The organism is Pseudomonas sp. NY15354, from assembly GCF_048068075.1.
GTDB lineage: Bacteria > Pseudomonadota > Gammaproteobacteria > Pseudomonadales > Pseudomonadaceae > Aquipseudomonas > Aquipseudomonas guariconensis_C.
Genome location: NZ_JBLUPV010000018.1, coordinates 84982 through 98262, shown reverse-complemented (window position 1 = coordinate 98262; position 13281 = coordinate 84982). Strand labels below are relative to the sequence as shown.

The 13281-nt window shown below is 63.9% G+C and carries 11 protein-coding genes; 5 read left to right on the top strand and 6 right to left on the bottom strand.

What is annotated here, in order from left to right; genetic code table 11:
• Positions 1 to 84 precede the first annotated feature (84 nt).
• Together ACNFCH_RS17500 and tssI are read left to right on the top strand one after the other, a co-directional pair.
• Positions 85 to 411, top strand: coding sequence for a hypothetical protein (locus tag ACNFCH_RS17500; protein ID WP_416743206.1), 327 nt, complete (start codon positions 85 to 87; stop codon positions 409 to 411).
• Between the two features lie 50 nt (positions 412 to 461).
• A complete protein-coding gene (gene tssI, locus ACNFCH_RS17495) occupies positions 462 to 2318 on the top strand; it encodes a type VI secretion system tip protein TssI/VgrG (RefSeq protein ID WP_416743205.1) in 1857 nt (618 codons plus the stop codon).
• Between the two features lie 11 nt (positions 2319 to 2329).
• Here tssI and ACNFCH_RS17490 read toward each other — a convergent pair whose 3' ends face one another.
• Positions 2330 to 2995, bottom strand: coding sequence for a DUF3313 domain-containing protein (locus ACNFCH_RS17490; RefSeq protein WP_416743204.1), 666 nt, complete (start codon positions 2993 to 2995; stop codon positions 2330 to 2332).
• A 39-nt stretch (positions 2996 to 3034) separates the two neighbouring features.
• Positions 3035 to 3346, bottom strand: coding sequence for a hypothetical protein (locus ACNFCH_RS17485; protein WP_337159159.1), 312 nt, complete (start codon positions 3344 to 3346; stop codon positions 3035 to 3037).
• Between the two features lie 147 nt (positions 3347 to 3493).
• On the opposite strand from ACNFCH_RS17485, the gene ACNFCH_RS17480 reads away from it, so the two are divergent.
• Both ACNFCH_RS17480 and ACNFCH_RS17475 read left to right on the top strand, forming a co-directional pair.
• A complete protein-coding gene (locus tag ACNFCH_RS17480; protein WP_337159184.1) occupies positions 3494 to 4219 on the top strand; it encodes a response regulator in 726 nt (241 codons plus the stop codon).
• A complete protein-coding gene (locus ACNFCH_RS17475; RefSeq protein WP_337159158.1) occupies positions 4216 to 5550 on the top strand; it encodes an ATP-binding protein in 1335 nt (444 codons plus the stop codon). Before ACNFCH_RS17480 ends, ACNFCH_RS17475 begins: the two co-directional genes overlap by 4 nt.
• A gap of 12 nt (positions 5551 to 5562) precedes the next feature.
• Here the strand turns inward: ACNFCH_RS17475 and ACNFCH_RS17470 are convergent, their stop codons facing one another.
• Together ACNFCH_RS17470 and ACNFCH_RS17465 are read right to left on the bottom strand one after the other, a co-directional pair.
• Positions 5563 to 6183, bottom strand: coding sequence for a LysE family translocator (locus ACNFCH_RS17470; protein WP_416743203.1), 621 nt, complete (start codon positions 6181 to 6183; stop codon positions 5563 to 5565).
• 65 nt (positions 6184 to 6248) lie between these two features.
• Positions 6249 to 9041 (bottom strand): amino acid adenylation domain-containing protein, encoded by a 2793-nt coding sequence (locus ACNFCH_RS17465; protein WP_416743202.1) that lies wholly within the window; start codon positions 9039 to 9041, stop codon positions 6249 to 6251.
• A gap of 234 nt (positions 9042 to 9275) precedes the next feature.
• Here ACNFCH_RS17465 and ACNFCH_RS17460 point away from each other — a divergent pair, with 234 nt between their 5' ends.
• On the top strand, positions 9276 to 9896 hold the full coding sequence (locus ACNFCH_RS17460) for a TetR/AcrR family transcriptional regulator (protein WP_196162109.1): 621 nt from the start codon (positions 9276 to 9278) through the stop codon (positions 9894 to 9896).
• Positions 9897 to 10548: 652 nt separating this feature from the next.
• Here ACNFCH_RS17460 and preA read toward each other — a convergent pair.
• Both preA and ACNFCH_RS17450 read right to left on the bottom strand, forming a co-directional pair.
• Positions 10549 to 11823 (bottom strand): NAD-dependent dihydropyrimidine dehydrogenase subunit PreA, encoded by a 1275-nt coding sequence (gene preA, locus ACNFCH_RS17455; RefSeq protein ID WP_337159156.1) that lies wholly within the window; start codon positions 11821 to 11823, stop codon positions 10549 to 10551.
• Positions 11824 to 13191 carry an NAD(P)-dependent oxidoreductase gene (locus ACNFCH_RS17450; protein ID WP_337159155.1) on the bottom strand — a complete coding sequence of 456 codons (1368 nt, stop codon included), beginning with the start codon at positions 13189 to 13191 and terminating at the stop codon, positions 11824 to 11826.
• Positions 13192 to 13281: the final 90 nt, after the last annotated feature.

The window sequence follows — 13281 nt, the reverse complement described above, 5'->3', positions numbered from 1 at the left end:
TTGACCGCTTCGATCTTGAATTCTTCGGGGTAACGCTGACGACTCATGGCACCTCCTATTTGGGCCTCATTATGAGGCTTGGAGGTGTCTACGAAACCAGGGGCGATTCAAACAGCCACTATCAATGCAGTATTCTGGAGCGGCATATCCGTCAGTTGCGCAGGCGTTTTAGAATCGCTGTTTCAAGAGCATCCTAGAATCGTACTGATCGGCTCAGCTCTGTTTCCCTCGATTGTAGTGCTAGCAGCCTGGCGAACCCTTGCAGGCCTCGCCCAACTCAAATCAGAAGAAAAACGCAAAGGCGTCCGCTACACCTTCTCGAACCTCGAAGAAATCCAAGCCATCCGCGCCCGCTCCTGGGCCGCGCGACTGTTCATTCTTCTGAACAACGCCATCAGCAAACCCCGCTGACATCCAACGCTATCGAACCAACTCCACCGCCTCAGCACAGGAAGCACACAATGCCAATGGATGACCTCGCCACCCTCTTCGCCCCGCAACATCGCCGCCTGATAAAACTGACGACACCGCTTTCATCCGACCAAATGTTGCTGGTCGACCTGTTCGCTGGCAGCGAGGGGCTTTCTTCGCTGTTCAGCTACGACCTGTCCTTGATCAGCCAGGACGCCCATATCGCCCTCAAGTCGCTGATCGGCAAACCGGTATTGCTGGAAATCGAGTTGGCCGAAGGCAGTACGCAACCCATCCATGGCTACATCACGCATTTTGCCAATCAGGGGAGCGATGGCGCCCTGGCGCGGTATACCGCCACCCTTGAGCCCTGGCTGTGGATGCTCAGCCGACGCTTCGATTCGCGTATTTTCCAGGACCAGACCGTCGAACAGGTGCTCATGCAGGTGTTCTCGGCCTATGGCACCCTGCCCAGGTTCGAGTTCCGCCTCACCCGCCCCCTCAAGGCCCACAGCTACATCACCCAGTATCGCGAGAGCGACTTCAACTTCGTCCAGCGCCTGCTGGACAGCGAAGGCCTGTTCTATTACTTCGAGCACACCCACGAGCACCACACCTTGGTGGTGATGGACAACTCCGGCCTGCTCGACCCTTTGCCGGCCCAACCCAAGATCCGCTTCCACAGCGCCTCGGTCACCGAAACCGCCGACGCCATCACCCACTGGGGTGGTTCGCGCGAATTGCAGTCAGGACGCATGGCCGTGCAGACCTTCGACTACAAGCAACCGCGCAATCTGCTGCCGGTGACCATGAACAGCATCAACGAACAAGGCGATGTCGAAGCATTCGAGATCTTCGATTTCCCCGGCGCCTATACCCACGACACCTACGATGAGGGCGAGCGGCTGGTGCGCAACCGCCTGGAGGCCATGGAAGCGCGCGCCAAGGTGTTCTTCGGCAAAAGCAACTGCCGCGCCATGTGCATGGGGCATACCTTCGAGTTGTTGCAGCATTACGAGCACGACCTGGGCACTCTGGACGACCGTCGCTTTCTGTTGCTGGCCATCCAGCATCGAGGCGCCAACAACTACCTCAACGGCACACCGGCGCACTACGGCAATGACTTCACCTGCATCCGCAGCAAGGTGCCCTTTCGCCCTCAGCCCAGCACGAAGCGCCCACTGCTGCACGGCCCGCAGACTGCCATCGTCGTTGGCCCTCCGGGCGAGGAGATCTTCACCGACAGTCTTGGTCGGGTGAAGCTGCAATTCCACTGGGACCGCAACGGTCAGCACGACGATCACAGCTCATGCTGGGTACGGGTGGCACAGGCCTGGGCCAGCGGCGGGTTCGGCAGCATCCAGATCCCTCGCGTGGGCGATGAAGTGGTGGTGTCGTTCCTCGATGGCAACCCGGACCGCCCACTGGTGACCGGCAGCCTCTACAACAGCCAGAACCAGCCGCCCTGGTCGCTGCCACAGAACAAGACCCAGAGCGGGTTTCTCACCCGTTCGACCCAGAGCGGCGCGGCGGCGGCCAACTTCATCCGCTTCGAGGACAAGCAAGGCGCCGAACAGGTGATGATCCATGCCGAGCGTTTCATGGACACCGAAGTGGAGCTGGACGAAACCCACACTGTCGGCAACAACCGCACCCTGGCCGTGGGCGGCAATTACATCGAGACCATCAAACAGGACGCCCTGATACATGTCGAACAAGGCGCCTACACCCTGGTGGTCGAAAAGAAGCACATCCAGATCCAAGCCAATACCTGCATCACTTTGCAAGTCGGCGGCACCAGCCTCACCCTCACCCCCGACGCCATCACGCTCAAGGCCAACACCATCGTCAGCGAGAGCCAGGGCGAAACACGGATCGAAGGCAACCCCATCAAGCTCAACCGCTGACCCTAGGCTCGTCAACGCTGCAGGGTCGAATACGCCGTGCGCAGGTCCCCTGCCCAGCCATCGAGCACCGCCTTGACGTTATGGGCAGTCAGCACCTGCTTGTCGTCCTCCAGCGGATCCCCCGTGCCCTGACGCACCAGCTCGGCGACGACCGCGCCGGTCTCTCCATCCTCGAACGACACTTCCGTGGCGATCTCGCTGTCCTGATCGCGAATCCCGGTCGCCGCGCTCACGCCAGCGGCCACCAGCGTGACCGGCAGCCACTCATAGAAGCGCAAGCCTTGGGTAGACGTGGCGATTCGGGTGATGGCCGGCCTGACGACCAGCGTGTCCGGGCCAGGCTTCGAGGCCAGGGGGATGACTTTTCCCAACTCCAGCCTCAGGGCCGCATCGTAGTAGCCGGTCACATTGATCAAGGTGCTGCGGGGAATCCGCTCGGTCGGCTCGGGCCGTGGATAGAACTGGCTGGGCTCCAGGTACACCTGCTTGTAACGACCGGCTTTGAGCGTCGGACTGACCCAACTCGACACACGCTGCCCCGAGGGCAGCTGGTGGGGCGCCAACTGGCTGTAGTCCTTCAAAAACCCTGTGTACATCTTGGGGCTGACCGTCTTGCTGCTGCACGCCGACAGGCTCAGGGTGGCCGCCAGCACCAGCGGTAATGCGCGCTTGTTCATCAATCAAGGATCCTTGTTCTGCTCGATGGCCGGCGCCGTTCAGGCGTGGCCGTGGGTGTCCGGGGTGTTGTCCGAGCATTCGACGCGCAGCTGGCCATGGGTCATGATCCAGTGGACGAAGTCGGCCGTGGGGATGGAATGGACGTATTCCACCCAGTGGCCGCAGTCCGGGCTGTAGCGTTCGAAGTAGCGGCGCAGGACGATACGCTCCTGATCCTCGGCCACGCCCAGGCAGGACTGCTGAAATAGAATCGGTGCATCCTGCGCGGGCGCGGTGGTGCGCTGGGCCAGGATCAAGGGGCGTGCGTCAACGCCCCGTTCGGTGGTGTACCTGTTGCTCAAATCCTTCATGCAAGCCCCCAAAAACGAAGGCGTGCAGGGTGCCCGAGGCGTTTTGCCAGAGGATGTCCGCTTGATGTCAGGCCTGCAGGAATATTGCACGATTGAAATAAATGACCCAGGCAGCAGAATGGTTTTAGATACCGCCTTTTTTAGCCTCTGGATCCTGTGAACGTGAGCCGATTGCTGATCGTCGACGACGACGTGGAAATCCTGACCCTGCTGAAGAAGTTCTTCGTTCAGCACGCCTATGAGGTGGACGTCGCGCCTGACGGCGAAGCCATGTGGGCAGCGATCGCAGCGCAGCGGCCCGACACGCTGATTCTCGACCTGATGCTGCCAGGCGAGAACGGCCTGAGCCTGTGCCAGAAGGTCCATGCCCAGACCGGGATTCCGATCATCATGCTCACCGCCATGGCCGAGCTGAGCGATCGCATCGTGGGCCTTGAACTCGGTGCGGACGACTACCTGACCAAACCCTTCGCGCCGCGCGAGTTGCTCGCCCGGGTTCGCGCCCTGCAGCGCCGCGCCGGTCAGCCAAACACCCCGGCGAGCGAACCGACACGGCCGGTGATCAGCTTCGCGGGTTGGCAGCTGGATATCACCTGCCGCGAACTGCGCTCCTGCGAGGGTGTGATGGTGCCGCTCTCCGGTGGCGAGTTCGATTTGCTGGTGGTGTTTCTCGAGCATCCCCAACGCATTCTCACCCGCGAGCAACTGATCGACCTGGCCCACGGCCAAGGCCATGAGGCCTTTGACCGCAGCATCGACGTGCAGGTCAGCCGCCTACGGCGCAAGATCGAGCCGGACAGCAAGCGCCCGGAGCTGATCCGCACCGTGCGCAACGGCGGTTACCTGTTCACGGCCAAGGTCACCCGCTCATGATCGGCACACTGCTGCGCCGGGACACCCTCAGACGCCGCATCGCCCTGACCATCGTCGCCGCGATGCTCGCCTCGCTGGCCCTCAACGCCTTGTTCGTCCAGGTCGCAGGCACCTGGGCGCGCCCCCCCATCGAGCGCACCGGCCTGCTGGAGCAGATCGCCTCCACCACTCGGGTGATCGAAGCCGCGCCCGCCCCGCTGCGCGCGCAACTGGCGGGCGCCGCCAGCAACCCCATGCTGCTGGTGGACTGGCAAGCACAGCGCATCGACTTCAAGCTGCCCAGCGATGGCGCGCGGCTCGATGCGGGCCAGGTGCCGGTGCTGCACCGCTTGCTCGGCGATGGCCGGGAAATCGACGTCCTCACCCCTGACGACTGGCCCAGCGACAGCGCCCAGGCCCGCTACGCGGCGCTCGTGCAGCTCCAGGACGGCAGCTGGCTGTCGTTCACCCCGCCTGAGCGCAGTTGGGGCCTACGCGCCAATGTGCGCATCGCGGTGATCATCGCCCTGGGGCTGGTGGCCACCCTGCTGGTCGCCTGGATCGCCACGCGCCAGCTGGCCAGCCCCCTGCAACGCTTCGCCAGCGCGGCCCGGCGCTTCGGCGATGACCTGCGCGCCCCGCCCATCGAGGTGCAAGGCCCCGAGGAAATCCGCCAGGCCATCATCGCCTTCAACACCATGCAGGCGCAGATCCAGCATTTCGTCGCAGAGCGCACGCACATGCTCGCCTCGATCTCCCATGACCTGCGCGCCCCGCTGACACGCATGCGCCTGCGCAGCGAATTCATGGAAGACCTGGATCACCAGCGCAAGCTCATTCGCGATGTCGAGGACATGCAGTCGATGATCAACGCGGCCTTGGCGTTCTTTCGCGAAGACACCCAGCGCGAGCCGAGCACCGCGTTCGATCTCTCCGAACTCTTGCACACCATCGTCGACGACTACCGCGACCAGGACATCGCCGTCGACTTCACGGGCCCTGCGCACCTGGTGCATGTGGGCCGACCGCTGGGCATCAAGCGGGTGATCGTCAACCTGCTGGAGAACGCCATCAAGTACGGGCGACAGCCGGCCATTACGCTGGCCCAGGACGCCCAGGCGGTGCGCATCGACGTCAGCGACGAAGGCCCTGGGATACCCGAGGCGGCACTGGAACAGGTGTTCGATCCGTTCTTTCGCCTGGAGGCCTCGCGCAACCGCGACACCGGCGGCGTTGGCCTGGGCCTTTCAGCGGCGCGGGCGATCGTTCGCGAACAGGGTGGCGAGCTGACGTTGCGCAATCGCGAAGGCGGCGGGTTGCTGGCACAGGTGGTACTCCCCGTGCGCCGCTAAGCCCCGCGCCGGTCAGCGCCTGCTCAAGGCCAGGCGCGCGGCGAAGGCCACGAAAATCAGGCCGGTGGTCCGGTCCATCCACTTGATCACCGGGCCACGGCGCAACACCGTAGCCAGAGGCTGGGTCGCGGCGATCAGGGCGGTTGCCCAAAGCAGCCCCAGCACCACGTGGATCCCGACCCGGCCGAAGGTCCAGACCACCAGCGGCTGGCCCTGGGGAATGAACTGGGGCAGAAAGGAGACGTAGAAGATTCCGACCTTGGGGTTGAGCAGGTTGCCCATCATGCCCTTGAGAAACCAGTTGGCCACAGGCCTGGCCTGCTCACCCGCAGGCGACAACGCCTGGCGCGGGCGCAGCAGCATGTTCAGGCCAAGGTAGGCGAGATAGGCCGCGCCGCAGTACTTCAGCAGGCTATAGGCCAACTCCGAGACCGCGATCAGCGCCCCAAGCCCGAATGCCACCGCAGCCCCCCACAACAGGCAGCCGGCGTTGATGCCCAAGGCGGCGTGCATGGCCTGTGCCCGGCTCTCCACCGTGGCCGTGCGTAAAATCAGCGCAGTGTCCAGGCCTGGCGTGAGGGTCAATACCGTGGCGGCGAAGGTGAAGGCGATCAGGTTGTCGACGACGGACATGGGGCGAGGCCTGTACGGGTTCAAAGACGCACGTTAGCAGGCCGGTCGCCCCGCGCACAGCCCCGTCACAGGACGCGCTCGAGCTTGTCCGCGCTGCGCTTGGCGCCTCCATTCCAGCGCATCGAAACGAAACGGACAGCTTTGTTCCAGGCATAGGCCACCACGATCCCGCCGATAATGGCCAGGACCACATCGAGCCCAGGCACATCGCCCAAGCGCCGCGCGACGGACTGGAACTGGTAGTGGGTCAAGTAGATGAACAGCGTCGAGGACGCGATCAAGGCGGCCCCACGGGCAAGGAGGTCTGGCAGGGGAACAGCGCGCCACCAGATCATCGCCAGCACGGCCGGTATGGCGACATCGATGTATTGGCTGAAGTCCACCCCATGCACCACCACATCCACCACGCGTTGCCCGCCCAGCACGAGCACCACCACCCCACTGGCCAGCCACTTCTGCGGCGTGGTCCGGGCAAAGTGAATCGCCATGCCCAGCACCAGGACGGCCAGATAATGCTGAGGCACGCGGTTGTAGAGCGCACTTGCGTCGAAGACATAGGCATTGATCAACAGGCCCGCCACGGCCACCGCACAGGCGCCGACCAGCAGCACGCGAAACGGCGCCGCCATGATCACCGCCCTGACCCGCGCGAACGACAGCACCACCGCCATGATCGCCAGCATCTGCACCAACAGTTCGATGTACCAGTACGAAAAACCGCCCGTGACCGCCGGTGGATACCAGTTCGCGATCAACAAGAAGGCCTGCCAATGCACATTGCCGAACACGACCTGGGTCAGCAGCGTGTAGAGCAGCGTTGGCACCACGATGACCGCGATCGAACGGATCAGCGTACGCACACTGCCGTATTCGTCGATGGCCTTGAGCTGAAACCGCGCCAGGGCAAGGCCGGACACCGCGAACAGCACCGAAGTTTCGCCCACGATCGGCCACCCCGAGCCGCCGTGAAAATGCCCGATGACGATCAGCAGGATCGACAGCACCCGCAACAGCACGGGGATCTCCACGGCGCGGAACACCGGTTTGGCCGCCGGGCGCATTGCGCTCAGCCGGCACAGCTCATGGATCGGCTTGAGCTCCCATTGCACCGGTAGCGGGCCAATGAGCGTCTCCAGCACCATCGAGGCCTGGACGAACGACAGCGAATCGCCCCCCAGTTCCACGAACGACAGATTCGGGTCGATGTCAGGCGTCTGCAGGATTTCTGACCAGGCGCTGACCAGCTTCAGTGCCACGGGCGACAGTGCCTCGCTTGCCTGCCCGGTGCCCGTGTCGGTGTCGCCGCGCAATGCCAGCAAGGCACGCTTGTCGACTTTGCCGTTCGGTGTGATGGGGATCGCCTCCAGCATCACGAACAGCGCCGGCACCATGTAGTCCGGCAGTTGGCTCGCCGCATGCTCGCGCAATGTGAGCGACGACACCGGTGAGCTGGTAACGCAATAAGCCACCAGCTTGAGGGCCGGGCCATCGGTGTCAGCCAGCACCACGCACTGCTTGACCTGCGGATGGCGCGCCAGCACCCCCTCGATCTCGACCAGTTCGATCCGGTGCCCCCGGATCTTGACCTGGCTGTCGCCCCGGCCCAGGAAAGTAACGCTGCCATCGGCACGGTAGCTGCCCAGGTCACCGGTTCGGTAGCACACGTCGTCTTCGGCCTGGGTGAACGGGTTGGGCACGTAGCGTTGCCGAGTCTGCGCCGCATCGCCCCAGTATCCTTGGGACAGATAGGGGCTGCGGATCAGGATTTCCCCGACCTGCCCCTCCCCGGCCAGTTGCTGGGTGTCATCCACAACCAGCAATTGCGCGCCGTCGATGCCCTTGCCCAGTGGGATCTTGCTGTTGTCGGCAGCCGGGTTGATCCGGTGATACGCCATGGCCTGAGGCGTTTCGGTGGTGCCGTAGAAGTTGACGCTGCACGCATTGGGGGCGACTTCGCGTATCTGCCCATACAGCGCGCTGCCCAGCGCCTCGCCACCCCAGAACAGGTAGCGCAGCGCATCGAGCCGGATGCCCTCGAGCCGGGCGCCGGTCTCGATCAGCTTGCCCAGAGGCGGTGTGAGGTGAACCACCGAGACCTCCCGGGCTTGCAGCCAGGCCGCCAACGCCGCCGGGTCGATCACAGTGGTTTGTGAAGGGATTGCAACCCTGGCGCCAATGGACAGCGGGGTGAACACATCCCGGTACACCGGGTCATGGCCCAGCCCGGAGAGCAGGGAGAAACAGTCGTCTTGGGAAAACCCATGCTGGCGGACGTGCCAGCCGATGAAATGCACCAGCGGTGCATGGGTCGTCACCACGCCCTTGGGCTCGCCAGTGCTGCCAGAGGTGAAGGTGATGTAGGCCGGTTGCCCCGGATCGACCGACGGCAACGCGTGGGTGTAAGGGGCAAAACGCGACAGCGCTTCGCCTGCGGACTCCGGCACCCTTGCCACCTCAATGGACGCGTCATCGAGCTCGACCTGCGCCGCCCCGCCCAACAAGATGAAGGCGGGTTGCAGCGTGCGAATGATCTGGGCGATACGCGCCTTGGGGTAGGCCATGTCGGCTACCGTGAAGATCGCTCCGGCGCGTGATGCGCCGAGCATGGCATAGACCAACCCCGCACAACGGCTCGAGACGATCACGATGCGGTCGCCTGGACGCACGCCGCTTTCGATCAGGAACGCTGCGATACCCCGGCTGATCGCCTCGAGCGCTCGATAGGAGCATGTGCCTTCCTGGGAAACGATGGCAGGCGCTTGCGGCGAGCGCTGAGCCTGCTCCAGAAATCCCGTGAAGATCGGTTGCCCGGCATCGTGGGGCAAAGGAAGGCGTGGGTTCGGACGGACATCCTGCATTTGCTTGTCTACTCCGTAAGCCAAACGAGTGACGTCGTCCTGACAACTCTGATCCGTGGTCTGGGCATGAAAGTAAGCGATGGATGGCCTATGGATGGCGCCGGCCCCGTTGCTTGAACGGTAGTGCACAGTGGCCAGAGATGCCAGCCAGGGGCTTGGCGGTGATGCATTCGCTTTGGGCCGTGCCCTGTAAAGCTGTTAGCCTTGGCGGGTGAAGGTTGCAATGGACAGGCTATGACCAACCACAAGATCGAGATCCGTCGGCGCAATGTCGAAAAGATCCTGCAGGCTGCCGAAAAGGTATTTGCCGAAAAAGGCTACGCCGGCACCTCCATGGGCGATATCGCCGAACACGCCGAACTGCCTCGCTCCAACCTGCATTACTACTTCAGCACCAAGGACGAGCTGTACCAGGCCGTGCTGCGGGATCTGCTGGAAGTGTGGAAACAGGACGCACAGTGCTTCGAGCGCTTCGACGATCCGCGGGTCGTTTTGACCAGCTACATTCGCGCCAAGATGGGCCATTCGCGTTCACGGCCGCTGGGGTCGAAGGTCTGGGCTGAAGAGATCCTGCATGGTGCGCCCTTGCTCGGCGCCAGCCTGGACGACGACCTCGTGCCCTGGGCGCTGATGAAGGAAGCCAAGATCCGTCGCTGGGTGGACGACAAACGCATCCTGCCGGTGGAGCCCTCGGCCCTGCTGTACATGATCTGGGCCGCGACCCAGCACTATGCCGACTTCGGCTACCAGGTGACGCTGCTCAACGGCGGCGAGCCGCTGTCGGACCCGGCCTTCGAACGGGCCGTGCAGACCGTGACCAGCGTGATCCTGCGTGGCATCGGCCTGGAGCCCTGAGCCCCTGTCCATGAACTGGGCACAACTGTCTTGTCTCGATCTCCTGGCTTACGTTGGCTCTTGTGGGGGCACCCGCGAATACCGGCAACGCCGGTGCCATCCACCACGCAATCTGCTCCGCAGGTAAACCACGCCCGCAAGGCTGGCGGTGATCCTTGTGGGAGCGGCGGTTCGGCGCTCCGATTCACCCGCGAACAACGGCAACGCCGGTGCCATACACCGCGCCGTCTGCTTCGCGGGTAAACCCGCTCCTACAGGGCTGGCGGTGACCTTTTAAGAAATGGGTTCACCCGCGAACACGGGCCAAGCCCGTGCCATCCACCGCGCCGTCTGCTTCGCGGGTAAACCCGCTCCTACAGGGCTGGCGGTGACCTTTAAGAAATGGGTTTACCCGCGAACACGGGCCAAGCCCGTGCCATCCACCGCGCCGTCTGCTTCGCGGGTAAACCCGCTCCCACAGGGCTGGCGGTGACCTTTAAGAAATGGGTTTACCCGCGAACACGGGCCAAGCCCGTGCCATCCACCGCGCTGCCTGCTTCGCGGGTAAGCCCGCTCCCACAAGGATCGTCGCAAGCATTCAAAAGCAAGCCATCCCTGGCGCTACGGCGGTGTGGGCCTTGCGTCGAGCAGCCCCAAATCCAGGCACTTGGGATCAACTGGCTTCGCGATAGGGATTGCGCGGATCCTGGGTCCAGTTGAGGTAGGGCTTGCCGGTGTCCTGCGCCACCATGTCGATGCAACCCTCCACCGGGCAAGTGATCTGGCAGAGGTTGCAGCCCACGCATTCCTTGTCGATCACGCTGTAGGTATGGGTACCGTCGGCCTTGAGGGTGCTGGCGATGGCCTGGTGCGAGGTGTCCTCGCAGGCGATGTGGCAGCGGCCGCAGCCGATGCAGGCCTGCTGGTCGATGTGCGCCACCACCTGGTAGTTCATGTCCAGGTACTTCCAGTCGGTGGTGTGTCCCACCGCCAGGCCACGGAAGGCCTCCAGGCTAGTGTGGCCATGCTGGTCCATCCAGCGCGACAGGCCATCCTTCATGTCCTCGACAATCCGGAAACCATGCAGCATCGCTGCCGTGCACACCTGCACCGCGCCACAACCCAAGGCGACGAACTCCGCAGCGTCCCGCCAGGTGCCGATACCGCCGATGCCGCAGATCGGCAGGCCACGCGTCTCGGGATCCCGGGCAATCTCGGCGACCATGTTCAACGCAATCGGCTTGACCGCCGAACCGCAATAACCGCCATGGGTGCTCTGATCGCCCACGATCGGATGAGCGACCATCCGATCGAGGTCGACACTGGTGATGGAGTTGATGGTGTTGATCAGCGACACCGCGTCTGCCCCGCCACGATGGGCGGCGCGGGCGGACTGTCGGATGTCGGTGATGTTGGGTGTCAGCTTGACGATCACCGGCAGCGAGCAATGGGTTTTGCACCAGCGGGTGACCATCTCCACGTACTCCGGCACCTGGCCGACCGCCGCGCCCATGCCCCGCTCCGGCATGCCATGGGGGCAGCCGAAGTTCAGCTCGATGCCGTCGGCACCAGTGGCCTCCACCAGCGGCAGGATGAATTTCCAGGACTCCTCGACGCACGGCACCATCAGCGACACGATCAATGCGCGGTCGGGCCAATCCTTCTTCACCTGGGTGATCTCGCGCAGGTTGATCTCCAGCGAACGGTCGGTGATCAGCTCGATGTTGTTGATGCCCTGCACCTGACGGTTGGGGCCGTAGTGCGCGGAGTAGCGCGACGACACGTTGACCGCCGCAGGGTCCTCGCCAAGGGTCTTCCACACCACCCCGCCCCACCCGGCCTCGTAGGCGCGTACCACGTTATAGGCCTTGTCGGTGGGCGGCGCGGAGGCCAGCCAGAAAGGATTGGGCGCCTTGATGCCGGCGAAGACGATAGACAAGTCGGCCATTTACGCAGCCTCCACGTTGAGCATGAGTTCGGCATGGATGGCTTGGGCAGCCAGTTTGCCATGTTGCACGGCCTGGACGGTCAGGTCCTGGCCCAGCGCGGTGCAATCGCCACCGGCGTAGACGCCCGGCAGGCTTGTACGCATCTGCGCATCGACGCGGATGCGCTCGCCATCACGTTCCAGTTGCGCCGCCAAGGGGTCGGCCAGGCTTGCGTCATCGAAGCACTGGCCAATGGCTTTGAAGATGGCGTCGGCGGCCAGCTCGAACGTTTCGCCGGTATCGCTCAGGCGTCCATCGACCAGCGCCGTGCGGGCAAAGCGCATGCCGCGCACCCGGCCATTGTCATCGAGCAGTACCGCATCGGGGCGCGCCCAGGTGTGCAGGCGCACCTGGTTGGCCTTGGCGATGTCCTGCTCATGCCCGGTCGCGCCCATGTCGGCCTGGCCGCGGCGATATACCAGGTTGACGTCCCGTGCACCCAGGCGGCTCATCTGCACGGCCATGTCGATGGCCGTGTTGCCCGCGCCGATAACCAGGCAGCGATCGGCCAGCGGCAATTGCGCCAGGTCGCTGGCCTGGCGCAACTCGCGGATGTAGGCGGTGGCGGCGAGCATGCCCGGGGCCTCTTCATCCGCCAGGCCCAGTTGACGCACAGCGCCCAGGCCCAGGCCGAGGAACACTGCATCGTACTGCCCACGCAGCTCCGTCAGCGTGAGATTGCCGCCCAAGGACTGGCCATGGCGGATTTCGATACCACCGATACCGAGCAGGAACTCCACCTCGCGCTGGGCGAAGTCGTCCACCAGCTTGTAGCGGGCAATGCCGTACTCATTGAGGCCACCGGCCTTCTCCCGCGCTTCGAAGATCACCACCTCGTGGCCATGCATGGCCAGGCGATGGGCACACGAGAGCCCGGCCGGGCCTGCACCGACCACGGCAATGCGCTTGCCGGTGGCGGGTGAGCGCTGGAACGGGTGCTCGGTGAACCCTGCGTTATCCAGCGCGTAGCGCTGCAACTGGCCAATCAGCACCGGCGCGCACTCCTGGGCGTTGTTACGCACGCAGGCCTGCTGGCAAAGGATCTCGGTCGGACAGACGCGGGCGCAGCTGCCACCGAGGATGTTCGCCGAAAGAATGCGCTCGGCGGCGCCCTGCAGGTTCTCGTCGGCGATGCGATGGATGAACGAAGGGATGTCGATCTCGCTGGGACAGGCGTTGACGCAAGGCGCGTCGTAGCAATAAAGGCAGCGAGCGCTTTCCACGGCGGCCTGGCGTGCGGTCAGCGGCGGCGCCAGGTCGGTGAAGGCCTCGGCCAGCTGCTCACGGCTGGCACGGGGCTTGGGCAAGTGGTTCAGGGCATCGATCACGGTTGTAGCCTCTCTTTTCTTATTGGCCGGGCAGCGGTCACTCGCCCGGCCGTTCTCGGGATGGCAGTCAACGGCAGTTCGTGGTGGTTT